Genomic DNA, 18224 nt, shown 5'->3' with positions numbered 1-18224 from the left:
CAGCGTAGACACGAAACAGTTCCCTCGCCCCTTTGGGGAGAGGGTTAGGGTGAGGGGGAACATACGGCTGTAGTGGTCATTCCGTTCACTTTATGTTCCTTGCTACTCTGTAACGACATGACCTGTGAACGTGCCAGGGTGGCTCAATCGCCACCACCCTGGCGACCCGGGCTCCCGGCGGTAAATCGCCGCTTCGCGGTCCCTTCGGCTTATTCCTTCCGGCTTATCGGGGACGGGCGGAGGTAACATCCCTGTAAAGCCCGCCCTCTCGGCGCATCCCTGCGCCTCGCCCCGGCCTGCAGGAAACGCCTCAGCGATTTACAGCCGGACCAGGTCATCGCTGCAAAATAATCATGTCATTTAAAAAATCCGAATCGCTTCTGGTTACAAATTGAGTGGGGATCCCTTATCCCTTGGTGAAAAACAGCGTCACCGTGGCGACGGTGACGCCCAGTTTCTTCATCTCGGTTTTATTAAACAGATGGTTCTCATCCTGCAGGTACATCCAGTCGTCAAAGTTCAGTAGCCAGGTGCTGCCGTTGGCCTTCACGTTCATGCTGTAATGCCAGTTGAACGCGTTGCCTGCGGCCTGCCCCGTCGCCACCCCTTCGATATCTCCCGCCGTGCCCTCATAGCGATCGTTCCCCAGGCGCCGGATATGCCAGACCCGCTGCTGCTTCTCACCGTCGTCGTAAACAAAATGTTCGTTGAGCGTCAGCGTATCGCCGATAACGTCTCCGGCAATCTCAACGTGAAAACGTCGGATCTGCTTGCCGCTGCGATCCTGCACCATCCCCCACGCTTCGGTTTTTCCCTGGAAGTAATGGAAAATATCAAGCCGCGGCTGCTGCTGGCGGTACTCGGTCACCTCCGTGCTACAGCCCGCCAGCAGCATCGTTAATGCCAGCACCATCATCAGAAAACGTTTCATTTTTGGCCTCCGATTAACTGCTGACGCAGCTCAGGATATTGCGTACGGGGAGCCAGCCAGATGGCCAGAAAGCGGGTACTGAACGCTTCTGACTGGCGTGGTCCCAGGGGAATAAAGGTTTTCTGAAGGACCGGATCGCGGTACCAGAACTGCCCCTGCTGGTCATCAAGGACAAACGCCAGCTGTGAGCCCGGTCGAACATCCGGCCACAGCGACCGGAGCATCCGCAGCCAGGCTTCGCTTTGCGGTTCCTGCGCCAGGATCCCCTGCGCCTGCCACTGGTCGCGGGTCGCCTCAACCAGCTCATCGCGATCGATGTCGCGCGCATAGGTAATTATCAGCGCCTGATCCTGGTTCTCCCGACCGTAACGCCCGTCCGGCGTGCGCAGCTGGGAGGTATAGACGGTGAACGGCCCCCAGGTAAGCGTGGCATCGCCCACCTTACGCCACGCCAGCCAGTCGGCGGCCTGGGCCGCGGGCATGGCGATGAGCCAAAGCAGCAAAATCGCAGCTCTCATTTTTGTCTCCCCATCAGCAGGTGGAAAAACAGCATCAGCACCAGCCAGCCCGGCGCCATCCAGCTGACGACGATAAAGGTCGGCTCCAGAAATGTGATGGCATCCAGCCGCTCGCCAATCAGGTACGCCACCGGGCCTCCTACGGCCGCCAGCAGTGTCAGCAGCCACCCGGGCAACGTGGTGGTGCGCGTAAGCTGCGTCCAGACGGTGGCGAACATCAGCCACAATGCCACCATCCATAGCGGCATCAGAGACTCGCCCGTGAAGGCTATCAGTCCCGTCAGCGCCCAGAGCGTATCCAGCAAACTGCCCGCCGCGGCCAGCCCAATGGCGTAAAAACGGTATACAGACGGCAAGAGCAGGCATGCCAGGATCGACAGCGCAAGCCAGACAGTCAGGCCTTGTTCGCGAAAGAGCACCACCAGCGCCCAGTAAAGATCGAACGCGACGGCCAGCAGAAAGACCTGAAGATATCGTTTCATACGCGCTCGGCGGTCAACTGCACCACGCTGATGGTGCGGGCGTTAAACCCGGCTTCGCAGTAGCCAAAGTAATACAGCCACATGCGGCGAAACCGCTCATCAAAGCCGAGCTTTTCAATCTCCTGCCAGGCGTGGACAAAGCGCTGCCGCCAGTGGGCCAGCGTGCGGGCATAGTCGGGACCCATGTCGAACAGATTGCGCACCACGAAATCGGTGTGGCGCGTCATCAGCTCGTTCATCGCGGTAATGCTCGGCAGGAAGCCGCCTGGGAAAATGTAGCGCTGGATAAAATCGACGCTTTTGCTGTAGTCGCGATAGCGCTGATCCTGAATAGTGATGGCCTGAATTGCCATGCGACCTCCCGGGCGCAGCCGCGCCTGGCAGGTACGGAAGAACGTGGGCAGATAGCGCTGCCCGACGGCTTCAATCATCTCTATCGAGACCAGCTTGTCGTACTGTCCGGTGAGGTCGCGATAGTCGCAGAGCAGCACCTCGACCCGATCCTGCAGTCCGGCGCGGGAGATCCGCTCGGTCGCCCAGACGTATTGCTCCTGCGATAGCGTGGTGGTGGTCACCCGACAGCCATAATGACGGGCCGCGTATTCCGCCATCGCGCCCCAGCCGGTGCCAATTTCCAGCAGATGGTCACCCGGGTTTAGCGCCAGCTGTTCACACAGGCGCGCCATTTTGGCCTGCTGAGCCGCAGTGAGATCCTGCTCGTCAGCGGTAAACAGCGCGCTGGAATAGAGCAGCTCCTTATCCAGAAAATGGGCATAGAAGGTGTTACCCAGATCGTAATGGGCGGCAATATTTTCACGCGCCTGCGCGCGGGAGTTTCGTCGCGTCCAGTGGCGTAGCCGCTCCAGCGGCCTGCCGAACAGACGGAACCCGTTTTCGAGACGACCAAGCACCTCGCCGTTGAGCGCCAGAAGTTCCAGTAGCGGCGTGAGGTGCGCGGTTTCCCATTCGCCGTCCATCCAGGCTTCTGCCGCGGCAAGGCTCCCGCCCGTTAAGACGCGCCAGTAAACGCCGGGCGTAAGTATCTGCACGTCGGCATGCAGCGCGGAGGATGTCTCGCCAAAATGAAAGGTCTGTGCCCCTTCACGCAGCGTGAGCGAGCCGCCGCGAATGCCGCTTAACAGACGAAAAAGCAGCCAGCGCGCAAGGCGCACGTTGCGCGGGATATCGGGTTCTAACGCAAAGACGGGATCGGTCATGAGCGTTCACTCCTGCTGACGGGATGGTTATACAGCGGCACGCGCTTGAGCCACAGGCGCAGCGCCTGCCAGTAAATGGCGAAAACGGTTTTCAGGGTCATAAGCGGGATACGCAGGAGCAGCGAACGCAGCGCGGGGCGCGTCAGAGGCTCCCGGCGCAGCGCAAGCGTGGCGTCGAACACCTTCGCCTCCTGATGATTTTCAATGTGCATATGCAGCGTGTTATCCGGGTCGTTGAAGCGCCAGTGGTAGATCATGTCCATCGGGTTGAAGGGAGAAACGTGAAACGCTTTTTCCGTGGGCTGGGCATGTTGCCCGTCGACCGCGTAATAATGACGCTCGTTCCACGGCGTGTTGCGGACCTCCGCCAGCACCCAGCGCAGGGTACCCTTCCCGTCATAGCAGTAGTAAAAGTTGACCGGATTGAAATGGAACCCGAAATAGCGCAACTGCGTCAGGAGCATGACCCGACCGTCCGGACGTTCCCCGGTCAGGCTCTCCAGCCTGCTCAGCACGTTCTCTTTAAGCGGCGTGCCGAGCGGGTAGTCCGCGTCGTGGAACGAGGCGGCGGCAAAGCCATTGCGCCGCACGCCGACGGACGCCAGTAGCGGCAGCTCATCGAGATCCAGCCAGGCCATAAAGACGCTGTAGCGAAACTCATGGGTTTTCGGCTGCAGGCGGCGGTGGCGTAAGATGCCGTGGTAAAGGCAGCTGTTCATCTCAGTTCCCCTCTCCGGCCGCTATCGCATTGACCACGTCCAGCGCGCTGCGCACGCCGTCTTCATGAAAACCGTTGTACCAGTAGGCCCCGCAGAACCAGCTCCGCCGGTGGCCGTTGATCTCGCCGCGCCGTGCCTGCGCCCGCCAGCTTTGAGGGTTAAACAGCGGATGTTCATAGACGAAGCGTTGCAGAACGAAGCGTTCATCCACCGGCGCGTCCGGGTTCAGGGTGACGCAGAACAGCGGACTGCCCGCAGGCAGCCCCTGCAGGATGTTCATGTTGTAGGTGACGCAGGCGCTGGCCTGCGCCTGCTCGCTCAGGCGGTAGTTCCAGCTGGCCCAGGCGCGCGGCCGCACAGGCAGCCAGCGCGGATCGCTGTGTAAAACGACCTCGTTGCGCTGCCAGCCGATATCACCCAGCACTTCGCGCTCGGCGGGCGTCGGGTCATCAAGCATCGCCAGAGCACTGGCGGAGTGGCAGGCAAAGATCACCTGGTCGAAGGTATGGCTGGCGTCGTCGAGCTGGAGGGTGACGCCATCCGCATGGCGTTTCACACGCTGCACCGGCGCGTTCAGGTGCAGCGTCAGCCGGTCGCCCAGCTTATCCAGCATGGCGCGGATATACTCCCGCGAGCCGCCCGGCACTACGTACCACTGCGGACGATGGGTGATATCCAGCAGGCCGTGGTGGTGAAAGAAACGCAGGAAGAGCGGCAGCGGGAAACGCGTCATCTCCTGCAGCGACGAGGACCAGATGGCGGCTCCCATCGGCAGAATGTAGTGTCGCGCAAAAAACGGCGTGAAGCCGTGCTGCTGCAAAAACGTCTGCAGCGTGGCGTTCGGGTCCACCTCCCCGTCCAGCGCCGCTTTCGCCAGGCGATTAAAGCGAACGATCTCGCCCAGCAGCCGCCAGAATGCCGGATTCACCAGGTTTCGACGCTGGGCAAACAGCGATGTCAGGGTGTGTCCGTTGTACTCAAACCCCGTAGCGGGATTGTGCACCGAAAAGCTCATCTGCGTTTTTTGCCCGCTGATGCCCAGCTCGCTGAGCAGACCCATAAAACGCGGATAGGTGCGATCGTTATAGACGATAAACCCGGTATCGATCGCGTATGTGCCCTGTGGCGTTGTCACGTCAACCGTTGCGGTATGGCCGCCCGGCGTGGCGCCTGCTTCAAACAGGGTCACCTGATGGTGCCCGGCCAGCCGCCAGGCGCAGGTCAGCCCGGCAATGCCGCTGCCGATAATCGCAATGTTCATGAACGCACCATCCTGCGCAGCAGCGCGCGCTGAAGAAACGCAGGCAGCCCGGAGAGCAGCCGCAAAATGAAGCCAAACCCGTCAGGAAACGCAATATGCATTTTCCCAGCCGCCAGTCCGATACGGATCGCCTTGACCGCCTCGTCGACGGTCACCCTGCCCGGCATGGCAAAATCGTTTTTTTGCGTCAGGGGCGTATCGACAAAGCCCGGAGAGACAACCGTGACGGCAATCCCTTTTGGCTCCCAGTCCAGGCGCAGACTCTCGGCAAACCAGCTCAACGCTGCTTTGGACGCACCGTAGGCCTCTGCCCGTGGGAAAGGCAGCCAGTGGGCCATCGAGCTCACCAGCACCACGCGATTACCTGCCACCAGCTGCGGCTGGAGCGCTTCAAGGCAGTTCACCGGGCCGAGGAAATTGGTTGCCATCACCCGCTCCACCAGCGCCGCATCCACCACTCCACTGTCGAGGTATTCGCAGGTACCGGCGCAGAGAATAATCAGGTCGGCGTAGCTGCCGGTCAGCGCCTGGCGACAGGCGTCCCTGTCCGTCATATCGAACAGGCGAACGGTGAGATTAGGACAGGTCTGATGCAGCGCTTCCAGACGCGCCGGATCTCGCCCGCAGGCAATCACATGGTAGCCGTCAGCGGAAAAGGATTTTGCCAGCCCGGCGCCAATGCCCGAGCTTGCGCCGGTAATCAGCACCGTCTTCATGATTTGACCCTCCGCTTCACGCCGCGAACCGCCCAGCCAAGCAGAGGAAGATGTTCGTAGATCATCTCTCCCGCATCGTAGTAGTCGCGCTGGTGCGTGATGAGATCGTTTTCCGTCTGCACCACTGAACATCCGGGCAGGTCGAGCGGTTCGCCTCCGGCAATGCGCGGGTGCGACCAGTGCATCACCCAGGTGACAACAAACCGGTTCCCGCTGCACAGCGGCGGATCGATAGAAAAACGGCAGTTCTCGACGTTGGCCAGCAGATGGGTGAAATAGCGCTGAAGCGCAAAAATACCGTTGTGCTCACCAAACGGATCGATAAGCGTGGCGTTCGAATGATAAAGCCCCGCCAGCGCGGACGGCGGCTGGCTATCCAGTGCGGCGTAGTACTCGACAAACCGACTCACGACAGAGGGCAAAGTGCTCATGGGTCACATCCTGGCTGTAAACAACGTGGCGTAATCGCATAATTAAAACTTACACAATTAACGTTATTTGTCCAAGTTTGTGCAAATTTATTTTTTATTACCTATAAATATCAACAACTTGATAACTCAATCGTTTGACGGTTTTGTAGGCCGGGTAAGGCGTAGCCGCCACCCGGCTTTCACTTTCAGGATATCCTTAGGGCAAATTCGTCGGTCTTCTTCCAGGCTTATCCTTTTTATTCAAAAGGATGCCCGTATGAAACGTTTCTTCCTCTCCCTTTTCTCAAGCCCGGAATCCTTACTGCAGGTGATGAGTCAGCAGGAAATTATTGAAGCCGTGGAAGATGGCGATCGCATCATTATCGACCAGGACGGGAACGCCTCGGTGAACTACAAGAGCAACGAGGTGAGGCAGGATTTTCTGCGTCACGTTAACGCGCTGAAGAGGGCCTGATATGGGAACGGCGATATTTATGGTGCTGATGGTCTGCGGGTACTGGTACACCAGCCGCGACCTGTCGACCCGCTTTAAAATCAAGCGTTCCTTCGGCTGGGATGTCTATTTTCTCGTTGCACTTTACGGCTGTATTTTCGTTCTGCAGGGCGTGATTGCCACCGGTCTGCTCTGGCTACTCTTGCTCGCCCTTTCCGCCGCCAACAACGCTTTTCACTTTGCCTCACCGAAATACACCGACTGGCAAATCGACTTTATGAACTGGAGCTTTTTAGGTATTCAGGCGCCGGTGGTCGTGATGCTGGCGTTTGCCATCCTGTTTTGCCTCTACCGCTCTAACTGGGCAGGCAGCGCCAGGCTGGACGGCGAGAGCCGGAAAAAGCTCTACAAACGGCTGGCGCAGTCGAGCGGTATTGAACAGCTGCTGTACCAGTGTATGGAGCAAGGCGAGCTGGCGCAGGTCACGCTGCGCTCGAGGCGGATTTACGTGGGTATGATCCACACCGCGACGCTGGAGTATGAAAAAACGGCCAACATCGTGCTGATCCCGATGTTGAGCGGGTACAGAGACGCGAAGACGATGAACTTTCGCATCGAGAATAATTACAGCCGGTGGTATGCGGAGCATGACATTACGCTCGACTCGGAACCCCGCAGCGCCATGTCATTCCGCAAAGTGATTTTACTCAATCAAATTGAGAGCATCTCGCTGTTCGATCCCGCCAGCGCCAGCGCGCTGTCGCTGGCACAGCATGACTCGCTTTCTAAAGAGGCATCCCCATAATCCTGAGTATGCTCTGCTGTGAGGCGGTTTCGAAAAGGACGTTCTTAACGCAGAGCATGCCCTGCTTCTGGTAGAACCGGTACGCTCCCGCGTTCTGCTCAAGCACCTCCAGCCAGAGATAGTCTTTCCCCCTGCTCCGGGCCATGTCTGTGATGTTGTTGAACATCACCTGACCATAGTTCTTGCCGGTTGCGGCGGGATCAAGGTAGAGCTTATTGAGGAGAACACCCTTCTTGTCCGTTTCTGGAAGCATGGCTTCCCAGGTCACTTTCATGAATCCCACTGGCCGATCGGTCTCTGCAACATACCAGGAAACAGCGTTATCTTTCAGGCTCTGTTCAACTACAGAACGCGCGTACTCTCCGTGCAGAAAATCCTTCATCTCTGCCTTTGACACCCACAGATGCTGAAAATGGGCGGGATAGATGCGATATCCCAGCTCGCTTAACAGCGTTGAATCGGCCCCGGTGGCCTGTCGAATTCGAAGAGACATGGAGGGTGTCCTTACTAACCGCTTTAGGTGTGATGCCGTGCGAAACGAGAAAGACAAAACAGTTACATTCTTGCCGCATATATTATTGCGGTGAACGACGTTAAGTACAGCCCGCGTGTTATGGATCTCGCCCGACACACCAAAACGGGTGGGTGAAAACCCTCACCAGATCGCGCTAGTCTGCCTGTGTTGAATGGATGACCAGGACTAGCGATTAGAACGTATGGAGATTATTTTGATGCGGCATGGAGAACCCCATTATAGGGGGGCGCCAAGGGTCTCGTGCAGGGAAATGACCGAATGGATCGACAGCTATAACCTCTCTTCGACGGGCAGCGACAGGCCGCCTGAAAGGGCTCAAATTCAGGCGTACCGCGCGCTCACGTTTCTCAGCAGCCCTCTCCCGCGAGCCCTTTCATCGTTGAAAACGCTGGGGTGTGAACCGGGCTTAATTGATGAGGTTTTTCGGGAAGCAGAGCTGCCGGTGTTCCGTATTCCAGGGTTACGACTATCGCCTTTTTACTGGGCAGCGCTGTTTCGCGTTCTTTGGCTCTGCGGCCTGTCTGGCGAGGCAGAGTGCGTGAGCGTCGCAAAAGAACGTGCCGTTAAAGCGGCAGAAATCCTGGTGAATGTCGCGAAGGACTCTGATGGCCCCGTCTTGCTCATGGGGCACGGAATGATCAATCGGTTTATTGCGAAGGAACTGATCGCATCAGGCTGGAAAGAACAGACTTCCCCGGGTACCGGTTACTGGGGAGCGGGGGTTTACAGCCTTGCGTAAGGGCACATATGGACACCGAGGATTTTTTCATCCTCGGTGCCTGGGTCATAGCGTCTGGCCAAGAATAACGCGATCGAACAGACGGTCTCCCAGCCAGAGACGCATGCGGATGAGCATCTTTGCATACTTGCCGGCTGCATAGCGTGTACGCGGATGAGGGCTTTTAACGGCGCGGGCAACCACGTCCGCAATCACCTTCGGGTCGCTGCCTCTGCCATTCCCGTATGCATTTTTGACCGATTTAGCCACCTTCTCCACGAGGCGAGCGTAAGGGCCATTTGCTGAACGTTTAACTATATTGCCGCTGACCACATCACCAAAGCCTGTCTCGATTAAACCCGGTTCAACAATCACAACCTTAATGCCAAATTCAGCCACTTCAAGACGCAGACAGTCAGACCATCCCTCAAGCGCATGTTTCGTTGCGTGATACCAGGCTCCCAGAAGGGTGTAAATCTTACCCCCCATAGAGGTGATATTAATAATGTAACCGCTGCGTCTGGCACGCATGGCCGGGATCAGCAGTTGCGTAAGGCGGGCCGCACCAAACACGTTAACCTCAAACTGATAGCGAGCTTCTTCAATACCGATCTCTTCTACCGGTCCATAGAGCCCAAAACCCGCGTTGTTGACCAGTACGTCAACCCCACCTGTCTGCGACATGATGGTATTCACTGCAGCCAAAATGTCTTCATCACGTGAGATATCCATCCGCAGAGGGTACGCGCCAAGCTGGGCGAGATCGTGCATTTTCTCAACGCTACGGGCAGCAGCGTAAACCTGATAGCCATCCTGAATGAGACGACGGGCGATGGCTTTGCCCATACCTGACGATGCACCGGTGACCAGCGCAGTTTTTTTGTCCTGAGTAAACATAGATACCTCGGTGAGTAGACTGCGGCTAGTTTGCTCTCCTTCGACCTCATGTTAACTAGCGTATCGCGCCATGTGACTCGCAAACTGCGCCATCAGAGCGATACATACGCACGTGTTTACTCAAGACGCATGGCTGTCCTGGCCGCTTCAGGAGTCTGACCCGTCCAGGTCATAAATGCGCGATAGAATGAGTTAGGATCTTCGAAACCCAGCAAAAACGCGATCTCATACCCGGAAAGACGCGTATTGCGAAGATAATGACGGGCCAGGTGTTCACGACACGCGTTGACAAGGTTGCGAAAGTTTTCCCCTTCCTGCTCAAGCCTGCGCTGCAGCGTGCGTTTGCTCATTCCCAGACGCTCCGCCGCTTTTTCAATAGTCGCTTCGTTACCGGGAATAAGCTCCAGGAGTACCGCTCGTACACGATCGGCGGTTGAAGCCCGTTCATTTAACTGACCGAGACGACGCTGCAGTTCCGGTTCAAACACCTGCCACATCCCCTCATTGACCGTTAAAAAGGGTCGAAGCGCATCGGCTGCGGAAAAGCTGATGGCGGGCTGTTCTCCGTATTGCACGTCAGCACCAAAGAAACGCGAAAAGTGGCTGTTCTGAACCGATGACGGTAGCGCAGAAACGCAGATCCGTAAGGGGTTAACCGGTTCGCGAGTTCCCAGCCGCAGAAGCTTGAGCAGGAAGCCCAGTTCTGCCACCTGGAGAAACGGCGGAATAGTTGTCGCAAAAAGCCAACGCGGTGAGACGGTAAGGTTGCCGTTTTGGTCGACCGTTGTCTCCAGAACCATGGGAGCAATAAGCTGTTTATATCTGGCCAGACGCTGGACAGCCTGCATCATATTGCTGCTACACAGTGCGGCAAAAAGGGGCGGATCAAACACATCCGCAGAGATCAACTCAATGAGCGGGACGGGAAAGGCAGGATCGTTCGTTTCAGCCTCCAGCGCGTTCCAGAAGCGAATGTATTCATTCGTATCGAGTCCGCGCGCTTTTTGCAAAAAGAGATCGTCAGGTAATCCTGCCCTGCGGAGAATGCGTTCTGGCTCAAGCCCCGCGTCTTTCAGCAGCGTTTTCCAGCTTATATCGAGAGCGAAAGTACGGTTAGAAGCCATTTGCTCATTCCCGGTTGAAGGTTATGTAACGCTTAGCGTTATTGTTCATCGACGGATGAACGGGCGCTATGCAGTATGGTTGGCTGGCAGGTCACCGGGAAATTCAGTGAGTTAGCAATAAAGCAAAGCTCATGCGCGCGGTGATGAAGTGCCACAGCGCGATCGATATCATCCCCTGGGCGAAGCGTGATTTGAGGCTTCAGGACTATAGAGGTGAAACCCCCCTTTTCTCCTTCGCGCATCGTTCCTTCCGCCCAGTCAATATAGGTATAAACGCTTATCCCCGCTTCCGCGCAAAGATGCAAATACCATAATTTGTGACAGGCAGAGGCTGACGCGACAAGAAGATCTTCAGGATTCCAGCATGATGCATCCCCCAGAAATGCAGGGTCTGATGAACCTGAAATCGGAGATTTATCACCCGCCGTGATGTCATAAAGACGATCGTAGGCTTTATAGGATTCCGTCCCCCGGCCTTTGTTCCCTTTCCACTCGACCTTAACCTGATAATGATGCTCACGATGGCTCATCTTGATGCTCCCGATAATGATATCCGATGGATTTTGCTGGGGATGCTTGTTCGCAATCACCTGTCTCGACGTAAGCTATCAGATGGTATACCATTATTCTATCTTTTCAGGAGAAACAGTATGCAACTTAACGCCCTTTCGACCCCGGACGTGCTCGCCAGTGAATTAAGAAAGATGATAAACAGCGGTCGTCTGCGTGATGGAGAGAGGCTTGTTGAAAGGGATCTTGCCAGTCATTTTTCTGTCAGCCGAATCCCAATGAGAGAAGCAATCAGGCAGCTTGAACGCGATGGGCTGGTGGAAATTTTCAGGAACCGCGGCGCTGTTGTCAGAACGCTTTCTGTTGATGATCTGGATGAGATTTACTCCCTGCGTGCCTTACTGGAAGGGGAAGCCGTCTTTCAAAGCGTGAAAAACCTGAGCTCTGATACGCTGGCGAGGGCCGAACTGACGCATACGCTTCTCGCCAGAACGACTGAATTTGACATGCAGGGCACACTTAACCGGGAGTTCCACGATCTTGTCTACAGTGGGTGCAAAAACCAACGCCTGCTGAGGCTGATTAATGATACCCGCAATCAGATAGAGCGGTATGAATACCTTCAGCGAAAGCTCCTTTCCGCAACACCGGTTTTTCAGGATGACCATGCAGGTATCCTTACAGCCTGCAGGGAACGGGATGCCGGGAATGCACGAGCTGAAGTCATGCGACATATTCTCAGTGCCGGAGAAATGCTTAAAACGTTTATCAGCCGTCGCGACGAAGGTTAAGGGGAAATCCCGTTAACCCGGCTAATGCCCGCTTCAACGGAGTGATGACATCATCCGTCTCCATGCCCATTTGCGCATGAATAATGGCACCGTCAATGAGCAGCATGATTTCATTGACGACGCGCTCATCCGCGATCTTCGTCAGCGACGCAATAATATTCTTTGTTTCGATTTTATGATCGCGACATATCTCTTTTATTTCGCTTTCAATATCTTCCGATTTTGCCTCAGCGCTAGCATTAATAAATGCGCAGCCGTGGAACTCAGGCGAAATAAACCATTCGTAAAGCGTTGCCGATATTGCATCAGAAGGTATTTCACCTTCATCAAGATGTCGACGCAGCGTGGTTTCAAACCAGCCAATCCATATTTCGTGCCGATAGCGCAGATAGGCGAGAATAAGTAAACTTTTACTCGGAAAATGGCGATAAAACGTCACCTTGGTCACCTGCGATGCTTTAATCAGCGTATCCACGCCCGTCGCCCTGAAGCCTGTGGAATAAAACAGATCGTGCGCCGTAAGTAATATCTTATCTCTGACGCTGATTTTGGTATCGTTGCCTGCGGATTCTGTTTTCACTTTTGGGTAGCCTCAAAACGGATGTTGACAGCGTTATTTTACAGGCATAGATTACCGCATGTAGACAGATCTGTCTACATAATATAACACTGAGGTAATCGCCATGAACACACGTCCTCCTTTACCGCCCTTCACGCGTGAAAGCGCCATCGAAAAAGTCAGACTGGCAGAAGATGGCTGGAACAGTCGCGACCCGGCGAAAGTCGCGCTGGCCTATACGCTGGACACCCAATGGCGCAACCGCGCGGAGTTCGCCACTAACCGTGAAGAAGCCCGGGCATTTCTGGAGCGGAAATGGAAAAAAGAGCTGGACTATCGTCTGATTAAAGAACTCTGGGCATTTACGGATAACCGCATCGCGGTGCGCTATGCCTATGAATGGCATGATGATTCCGGCAACTGGTTCCGCTCGTATGGCAATGAAAACTGGGAGTTTGAGCCGGACGGGTTGATGAAGCGACGCTTTGCCTGCGTAAACGATATGCCAATAAAAGAATCCGAGCGGCTGTTCCACTGGCCGCTGGGCAGACGCCCGGACGATCACCCTTCGCTGAGCGATCTTGGCTTATAGGATTTTCGCATCACTCCGGGCCGCCCCGGAGTGATGAATTTACAGGGCGCCCAGCTGTTTCATCAGCGTCAGGTTGTCCTCAATATGCCAGTTAGCCGCAATCTTGCCGTCAGCGATCTCATAAATATCCGTGGCGATAAAATCTATTTTCTGCCCCTTTCCCTTCAGCTTGCCAAATGTCCCGGTGAAGGTGCCGTGAAAATGTAAATGCGAGACCACGCGATTGCCTGAAATAATCATTTGCTCAACGTCGCAGCGTAAATCAGGCACGGCTGTACGAAACGCACGGGAGGCTAAAATAGCGCCTTCGGGACCTTGCTTACGACCTTCCGGAGGCGTTTTATCAATGAAATTCACTGCCAGCGCATCACGCCCCAGGGACTCTTCTCCCGTATTCCAGAAGGTTGCATATTCTCTGGCAACGGCTTCATTCGCTCTTAATTGCGCCTGGGGTAGGCTCTTATCAACAATAAGCTGTTTCGGTGGAAGCCATTCCAGCTGCGCCGAAAATGCGGTGCCGGACAGACCGGCAAGAATAAGCATCGCCACAGCTGGACGAAAACACGTCGTATATTTCATGATATCTCTCAATAGAGTATTACATTACCCGCAGTCGATTTCCTGCGGTTCAAATTCGCGAGGGTCAGTTAATTAACGCCCCGCCCTCAATATCAATGATCGACCCCGTGACAAAGGGATTATCAATGGCGAAAAGATACCCTTGCGCGATGTCCTCCGCCCTTCCCCAGGCTTTGGCTGGCAGGGTTTCCGCCGCACCGGCAAGCATTTTTTCCCGCGCGGCGGAGTCCATGCCCGCGTACGCCTCCGTGTCGGTCAGCCCCGGACTCACGACGTTGACGCGCAGCGGTGAAAGCTCTTTCGCCAGCGCTTTTGTCGCGGCCTCAATCGCGGCATTCATCGTCGTTTTAACAATGGCACCCGCTACGGTGCGACGCGCCACGAAGCCGCTGGTGAACGTCAGCGTACCGCGGGGAGCGATGTTCCCGCTGAGATAGCGGGCGACATTGATGCTTCCCCAGAATTTTGTATCAAAGGCCAGCCTTGCAGCGCGGAGATCCAGCCCGGAAAGAAGCCCTCCCGGAGCCTGTGAGCCCGCGGTAACGACAATATTATTGACCTCACCCAGCGTTTCACCGAGCGCGACAAGCTCTGCCTCACGGCTGATATCCAGCACGAGGGTGTGAACAGACGCGGCGTGAGTGCTCAGCCGCTGCCGCGCAGCGTTCAGCTTCGCGCCGTCGCGGCCCGCAAGAATAATTTCCTCGCCTCGCCCGGCAAGCAGGCTGCCCACGGCGAAACCGATGCCCGACGCGCCGCCAATAATTAAGGTTCTACGGGTCATAACGTTTCCTCCTGCAGGGTGTAAATGGGGTAATCGGTATAGCCCGTCGCGGTGCCGCCAAACAGCGTGGCGGGGTCGCGAACCTGGGCCAGAGGCAGCTGGTGCGCCAGCCGGTGCGGTAAATCCGGGTTGGCAATAAACGGTCGTCCGAAGGCAATCAAATCGGCATAGCCGGCAGCAAGGATCTTTTCCGCTTTTTCAAGGTCATAGTTACCCGCAACGATAAGGGTTCCGCTAAACGTCTCGCGAAGCGATCGACGGAACTGTTCAGGTACCTGCGGCGCATCGTCCCAGTCGGCTTCCGCCAGGTGGATGAAAGCAATGCCTTTTTGCTCACACCAGGCCGCGAGCGCGAGTATGGCTTCCGTCACCTGCGGATCGTTCATCCCGCGCTGGGTAATAAACGGGGAAAGGCGAATGCCCGTACGCTCGCGGCCAATGGCCTCAGCAATGGCGCTTAACACCTCCTGAGCAAAGCGGATCCGGTTCTCCAGCGTGCCGCCGTACTCATCCGTGCGTTTATTGGATGTCTGACGCAGAAACTGGTCGATCAGATAGCCGTTTCCGCCGTGGATCTCCACGCCATCAAACCCGGCCTGGACGGCATTCAGTGCCGCCTGACGATAGTCCGCAACGATGCTGTGAATCTCCTTGCGCGAGAGCGTTCTCGGCTGCGGGCAGTCAACCATCTGGCCTTCCCCCTGTTCATTCACCACCCACACCTGCGCGTCCGGCGCCAGTGCTGACGGCGCAACGGGCTGACCATCCTGATGAAAACGGGCGTGCGACATTCGCCCCACGTGCCAGAGCTGAGAAAAAATAACCCCGCCCGCCTGATGCACGGCACCCGTCGTGAGCTGCCATCCTGAAACCTGCTCCGGCGAATGGATGCCGGGTGTCCATGAGTATCCCTGGCCCTGAGGCGAGATCTGCGTGGCTTCCGTGATGATTAATCCGGCGCTGGCCCGCTGCCGGTAATACTCTGCCATCAGCGTGGAGGGAATATTGCCCGGTTGAAGGGAGCGTGCGCGGGTCATCGGCGCCATGACGATACGGTTTTTCAGGTCTTGCTGCCCCAGCCTGTAGCGTTCAAAAAGTGAGGTACGGTTCATGTTTTCATCCCTTATGGTTTGGATGAAATCACTTTACAGACGGGATCTGGTTTTGATAATTACGCTAAAAGCAGATGCACTTTTCGGAAAATATGAATAATGGGCAAACTTGAAGACATGGCATTACTGGTTGAAGTGGCCGAGGCTGGCGGTCTTTCTGCCGCCGGACGACGTCTGTCGCTTTCCCCCGCCACCATGACGGCCAGGCTGAAGGCGATTGAGGAGCGTTACCAGACACGTCTGTTTCACCGCTCAACGCGGTCCATCACGCTGACCCGCGCCGCGGAAGAGTTTTACCATGCCGCGCTGCGCGTGCTGGAGGAGGCGCGTCACGCCGAGTCGTTACTGACGCAAAAAGAAGGCGTGCTCAGCGGCAACATTCGCCTTTCTGCCCCCTCGGACTTTGGCAGACAGTATCTTAGCCCCGCCGTCGTGGAATTCTCCCGACGCCATCCTGACGTTAAATTTTTCATCTCGTTAAAAGAACACGTTGAGGACCTGGTCGCTAACCGGTTGGATATGAGCGTGCGTTTCGGCAACCTGCCGGACAGCAGCCTTGTCGTCAGAAACATCCGCCCGAACCATCGGGTACTGGTCGCCTCCGGGGAGTACCTTAACGAACGCGGCATCCCCGCCACGTTTGCAGATTTGGCTCAGCATCGGTGCCTGGCACTTGAGTCTCAGGGTGTGGTGATGAACGAATGGCGCTTTGAAACCAATGGCGAAGAAAGCATTGTACGCGTAGAGCCTGCCATGGTGTGCGACGACGGAGCATTGCTTCGCCAGTGGGCGCTCAGCGGGGCTGGCATCGCGGGGAAATCGTGGTGGGATGTAAAAGACGATGTTGATACAGGCAGACTCACAGTACTGTTTGCCCACAGCTTCACCGGTTTCAGTCGGTACGATCGCAAAGATGTCGGGCTGCAGTTTGTTTACCCGCAGCGCAAGCTGCAGCCGCTTCAGGTCACTGCGTTTAGCCAGTTTTTTCTCGACTGGCTAAAAAAACAATAACGCAATAAACAGTGATACACTCGCCCGATATAACTCATTATCCCGTCTTAACGGCTTATGACTACAAATATTGCTTTTTTCGACTTCGATGGAACGATAACGTTTTCCGACACCTTCACCCCGTTTATTTATCGCTCTGCTGATGAAAAAACGCTACGGCGTGGAAAGCTGCGCCTTCTTCCCTACATCCTCGCCTATAAAATCGGTGCGTTGTCGGGGTCGGTTTTACGAAAAAAAGTGGTAAGAATAGCGTTAGCTGGCAAATCTGAAGCTGAATTAAAAAAGGCCGGGCTTTTCTACAGTAAAACCGAAATTCCTGCCCTGTTGCGGGAGGATGCCATGAAGAAAATCAGCTGGCATAAGTCTCAAGGGGATACGGTGGTAGTGGTCTCAGCCTCGCTTGATTTATACCTTAAACCGTGGTGCGAGCAGAATGGTCTGGAACTCTTATGCAGTGAAGTGGCATTTTCAGGTGGAAAAGCAACCGGAAAATACAAAAAGGGTGATTGCAGCGCCCGCTTAAAAAAACGAAGATAATTGATCATTATGATTTATCTTCCTACAACATCATCTATGCCTATGGCGATACGAAGGAAGATTTAGACATGCTCTCGCTTGCCTCGAAAAAATTTTATCAGTGGAAAGAGATGGCCTGACCCCGCCATGACATATTAATAAAACATCAAAATAAGAGATAGCGCGCATTTCGGTGACAACCTCAGGACTACTCTGGGAGCGGTTTTCAGGAGGTACAAAACATGAAAAAGCTTCTGATATGTTGTTTGTTTGGTAATACCGCAAACTCTCTCGCCAAAAAGATGCAGTCTCTGGCAGAACGTGAAGGCTATCCGCTGATGATTAGCGCTGTTGGGCTGGATAACTTCGCCAGTGTCGCTCCCGCTTTCGATGGTTTCCTCGTCGCACCGCACATTCAGTACAAACTCGATGAGATAAAAGAGACGGTGGGTAATACGCGTTCAATCGCCATTATTGAGAGCCTGCCCTATGCGTCCCTGGACGCGAAGAGGGTGTTGAATTTCGTGAAGGAACAGATGCCTGAACTGGCTGCGTGATAGATAAGGCCGCATCGGTTTTGCGGCCTCCGCTCAAAACTCGTCGATACAAGGTTGACCAACCTTATTAATCGCATTGATTATCCTGGCTCTGAGTTCAATTAACGCCGCTTCTTTCTCTTCCAGCTGCTGCAGCTTGCGGCGCAGGGACGCTTGTTTTTGCTCAGCGGTAAATTTGTCGTCAATCCAGACAGCTAAAACCTCTGAGATTTCGGCTAAGGTAAAACCCAGCATTTTGGCATGCTTGATCATGTTTAAACGCTGTAAATCAACGGCGGAATAGACTTTGTAGTTATTGCTGCGATTAGGTTGCGGGATATTCTCTAATAGCCCTTGCCGCTCATAGTAACGCACCGTCTCTTTCGATAATCCCGTTTTCGCACACAGTTCACCAATTCGCATCGCGCCGCCCTCACCTTGTAAAAA

At 55.4% G+C, this 18224-nt stretch carries 25 protein-coding genes; 8 read left to right on the top strand and 17 right to left on the bottom strand.

Features of this window, described 5'->3' with window-relative positions:
* Positions 1 to 406: 406 nt before the first annotated feature.
* Genes AC0TOY_RS15170 through AC0TOY_RS15135 form a run of 8 tightly spaced genes read right to left on the bottom strand, consistent with a single transcriptional unit; the run spans position 407 to position 6275 of the window.
* Positions 407 to 931: a DUF3833 domain-containing protein gene (locus AC0TOY_RS15170; protein WP_048989718.1), complete on the bottom strand. Its 525-nt coding sequence runs from the start codon at positions 929 to 931 to the stop codon at positions 407 to 409.
* Complete coding sequence (locus AC0TOY_RS15165; protein ID WP_473722049.1) at positions 928 to 1449, bottom strand: chalcone isomerase family protein; 522 nt, start codon at positions 1447 to 1449, stop codon at positions 928 to 930. Before AC0TOY_RS15165 ends, AC0TOY_RS15170 begins: the two co-directional genes overlap by 4 nt.
* Positions 1446 to 1931 (bottom strand): DUF2878 domain-containing protein, encoded by a 486-nt coding sequence (locus tag AC0TOY_RS15160; RefSeq protein ID WP_473722048.1) that lies wholly within the window; start codon positions 1929 to 1931, stop codon positions 1446 to 1448. Before AC0TOY_RS15160 ends, AC0TOY_RS15165 begins: the two co-directional genes overlap by 4 nt.
* Positions 1928 to 3148, bottom strand: coding sequence for a class I SAM-dependent methyltransferase (locus AC0TOY_RS15155; protein ID WP_473722047.1), 1221 nt, complete (start codon positions 3146 to 3148; stop codon positions 1928 to 1930). Before AC0TOY_RS15155 ends, AC0TOY_RS15160 begins: the two co-directional genes overlap by 4 nt.
* The gene (locus AC0TOY_RS15150) at positions 3145 to 3867 is read right to left on the bottom strand and encodes a DUF1365 domain-containing protein (RefSeq protein ID WP_473722046.1); all 723 of its coding nucleotides are present in this window, start codon (positions 3865 to 3867) and stop codon (positions 3145 to 3147) included. Before AC0TOY_RS15150 ends, AC0TOY_RS15155 begins: the two co-directional genes overlap by 4 nt.
* A gap of 1 nt (position 3868) precedes the next feature.
* The gene (locus AC0TOY_RS15145) at positions 3869 to 5128 is read right to left on the bottom strand and encodes an NAD(P)/FAD-dependent oxidoreductase (RefSeq protein ID WP_024908364.1); all 1260 of its coding nucleotides are present in this window, start codon (positions 5126 to 5128) and stop codon (positions 3869 to 3871) included.
* Entirely contained in the window at positions 5125 to 5844 is a 720-nt protein-coding gene (locus AC0TOY_RS15140; RefSeq protein WP_024908363.1) for an SDR family NAD(P)-dependent oxidoreductase, read from the bottom strand. Before AC0TOY_RS15140 ends, AC0TOY_RS15145 begins: the two co-directional genes overlap by 4 nt.
* On the bottom strand, positions 5841 to 6275 hold the full coding sequence (locus AC0TOY_RS15135; RefSeq protein WP_024908362.1) for a nuclear transport factor 2 family protein: 435 nt from the start codon (positions 6273 to 6275) through the stop codon (positions 5841 to 5843). The genes AC0TOY_RS15140 and AC0TOY_RS15135 overlap by 4 nt, the downstream gene beginning before the upstream one ends.
* Before the next feature lie 256 nt (positions 6276 to 6531).
* Between AC0TOY_RS15135 and AC0TOY_RS15130 the strand changes: the two genes are divergently transcribed.
* Together AC0TOY_RS15130 and AC0TOY_RS15125 are read left to right on the top strand one after the other, a co-directional pair.
* Positions 6532 to 6729: a hypothetical protein gene (locus tag AC0TOY_RS15130; RefSeq protein ID WP_008502331.1), complete on the top strand. Its 198-nt coding sequence runs from the start codon at positions 6532 to 6534 to the stop codon at positions 6727 to 6729.
* Position 6730: 1 nt separating this feature from the next.
* Positions 6731 to 7513, top strand: coding sequence for a hypothetical protein (locus AC0TOY_RS15125; RefSeq protein ID WP_061715223.1), 783 nt, complete (start codon positions 6731 to 6733; stop codon positions 7511 to 7513).
* Here the strand turns inward: AC0TOY_RS15125 and AC0TOY_RS15120 are convergent.
* Positions 7494 to 8006 (bottom strand): GNAT family N-acetyltransferase, encoded by a 513-nt coding sequence (locus AC0TOY_RS15120; protein WP_473722045.1) that lies wholly within the window; start codon positions 8004 to 8006, stop codon positions 7494 to 7496. The two genes, AC0TOY_RS15125 and AC0TOY_RS15120, sit on opposite strands and share 20 nt — an antisense overlap.
* A gap of 238 nt (positions 8007 to 8244) precedes the next feature.
* On the opposite strand from AC0TOY_RS15120, the gene AC0TOY_RS15115 reads away from it, so the two are divergent.
* Positions 8245 to 8787, top strand: coding sequence for a histidine phosphatase family protein (locus AC0TOY_RS15115; RefSeq protein ID WP_090418191.1), 543 nt, complete (start codon positions 8245 to 8247; stop codon positions 8785 to 8787).
* A gap of 45 nt (positions 8788 to 8832) precedes the next feature.
* Here the strand turns inward: AC0TOY_RS15115 and AC0TOY_RS15110 are convergent, their stop codons facing one another.
* The 3 genes from AC0TOY_RS15110 to AC0TOY_RS15100 form a co-directional block, all read right to left on the bottom strand.
* On the bottom strand, positions 8833 to 9663 hold the full coding sequence (locus AC0TOY_RS15110; protein ID WP_032647039.1) for an oxidoreductase: 831 nt from the start codon (positions 9661 to 9663) through the stop codon (positions 8833 to 8835).
* A gap of 116 nt (positions 9664 to 9779) precedes the next feature.
* Complete coding sequence (locus AC0TOY_RS15105) at positions 9780 to 10787, bottom strand: AraC family transcriptional regulator (protein ID WP_225283314.1); 1008 nt, start codon at positions 10785 to 10787, stop codon at positions 9780 to 9782.
* 38 nt (positions 10788 to 10825) lie between these two features.
* Complete coding sequence (locus AC0TOY_RS15100) at positions 10826 to 11317, bottom strand: OsmC family protein (RefSeq protein WP_148769430.1); 492 nt, start codon at positions 11315 to 11317, stop codon at positions 10826 to 10828.
* Between the two features lie 120 nt (positions 11318 to 11437).
* On the opposite strand from AC0TOY_RS15100, the gene AC0TOY_RS15095 reads away from it, so the two are divergent.
* Positions 11438 to 12088: a GntR family transcriptional regulator gene (locus AC0TOY_RS15095; protein WP_032647034.1), complete on the top strand. Its 651-nt coding sequence runs from the start codon at positions 11438 to 11440 to the stop codon at positions 12086 to 12088.
* Here the strand turns inward: AC0TOY_RS15095 and AC0TOY_RS15090 are convergent.
* Positions 12066 to 12668 (bottom strand): TetR/AcrR family transcriptional regulator, encoded by a 603-nt coding sequence (locus tag AC0TOY_RS15090; protein ID WP_148769429.1) that lies wholly within the window; start codon positions 12666 to 12668, stop codon positions 12066 to 12068. The genes AC0TOY_RS15095 and AC0TOY_RS15090 overlap by 23 nt on opposite strands.
* Before the next feature lie 103 nt (positions 12669 to 12771).
* Between AC0TOY_RS15090 and AC0TOY_RS15085 the strand changes: the two genes are divergently transcribed.
* Entirely contained in the window at positions 12772 to 13239 is a 468-nt protein-coding gene (locus tag AC0TOY_RS15085) for a nuclear transport factor 2 family protein (RefSeq protein ID WP_032645324.1), read from the top strand.
* Between the two features lie 39 nt (positions 13240 to 13278).
* Here AC0TOY_RS15085 and AC0TOY_RS15080 read toward each other — a convergent pair whose 3' ends face one another.
* The 3 genes from AC0TOY_RS15080 to AC0TOY_RS15070 form a co-directional block, all read right to left on the bottom strand.
* The gene (locus AC0TOY_RS15080; protein WP_267216517.1) at positions 13279 to 13818 is read right to left on the bottom strand and encodes an ester cyclase; all 540 of its coding nucleotides are present in this window, start codon (positions 13816 to 13818) and stop codon (positions 13279 to 13281) included.
* A gap of 64 nt (positions 13819 to 13882) precedes the next feature.
* Positions 13883 to 14602 carry an SDR family oxidoreductase gene (locus AC0TOY_RS15075; protein ID WP_473722044.1) on the bottom strand — a complete coding sequence of 240 codons (720 nt, stop codon included), beginning with the start codon at positions 14600 to 14602 and terminating at the stop codon, positions 13883 to 13885.
* Entirely contained in the window at positions 14599 to 15714 is a 1116-nt protein-coding gene (locus tag AC0TOY_RS15070) for an alkene reductase (protein WP_267216519.1), read from the bottom strand. The genes AC0TOY_RS15075 and AC0TOY_RS15070 overlap by 4 nt, the downstream gene beginning before the upstream one ends.
* A gap of 99 nt (positions 15715 to 15813) precedes the next feature.
* Between AC0TOY_RS15070 and AC0TOY_RS15065 the strand changes: the two genes are divergently transcribed.
* The 3 genes from AC0TOY_RS15065 to AC0TOY_RS15055 all read left to right on the top strand — a co-directional run bounded on the left by AC0TOY_RS15065 (position 15814) and on the right by AC0TOY_RS15055 (position 17798).
* Complete coding sequence (locus AC0TOY_RS15065; protein WP_473722043.1) at positions 15814 to 16725, top strand: LysR family transcriptional regulator; 912 nt, start codon at positions 15814 to 15816, stop codon at positions 16723 to 16725.
* A gap of 57 nt (positions 16726 to 16782) precedes the next feature.
* Entirely contained in the window at positions 16783 to 17262 is a 480-nt protein-coding gene (locus AC0TOY_RS15060) for an HAD-IB family phosphatase (protein WP_473722042.1), read from the top strand.
* Positions 17263 to 17483: 221 nt separating this feature from the next.
* On the top strand, positions 17484 to 17798 hold the full coding sequence (locus AC0TOY_RS15055; RefSeq protein WP_024908011.1) for a PTS sugar transporter subunit IIB: 315 nt from the start codon (positions 17484 to 17486) through the stop codon (positions 17796 to 17798).
* 33 nt (positions 17799 to 17831) lie between these two features.
* Here AC0TOY_RS15055 and AC0TOY_RS15050 read toward each other — a convergent pair whose 3' ends face one another.
* Positions 17832 to 18200, bottom strand: coding sequence for a MerR family transcriptional regulator (locus AC0TOY_RS15050; protein WP_024908012.1), 369 nt, complete (start codon positions 18198 to 18200; stop codon positions 17832 to 17834).
* Positions 18201 to 18224: the final 24 nt, after the last annotated feature.

The organism is Enterobacter sp. PL_is379 (genome assembly GCF_055817355.1).
This window is presented reverse-complemented; position numbering and strand designations above follow the sequence as displayed.